Raw genomic sequence first — 260 nt, forward strand, 5'->3', positions numbered from 1 at the left:
AATCCCTAACTTTACTCTCCGACGGCATGCATAAAGTATCCCTTTCTAGCACCACTGGAGCATTAAATATCTCGGCGTTACAGTCATTTTGTTCCCGTTGGTTGGTGCCAAGGTTATGGCATTTTATGGAGAAATATCCCGAGATTGAAGTGCGTTTAACGCCAAGCTTACAAGTAGTCTATTTAGCACAATCGGATTTTGATTTAGCGATTCGTTTTGGCTTAGGTTAATACCCGAACTGCGACAGTGAAGCCTTGATG

1 protein-coding gene is annotated in these 260 nt (G+C 42.7%); it reads left to right on the forward strand.

What is annotated here, in order from left to right:
- The coding region (locus tag Q4519_RS21905) for a LysR substrate-binding domain-containing protein (protein WP_303516074.1) at positions 1–230 on the forward strand (230 nt) is incomplete at its 5' end.
- Positions 231–260 lie beyond the last annotated feature (30 nt).

Source organism: Motilimonas sp. 1_MG-2023, from assembly GCF_030547455.1.
Lineage (GTDB): Bacteria > Pseudomonadota > Gammaproteobacteria > Enterobacterales > CBDFNC01 > Motilimonas.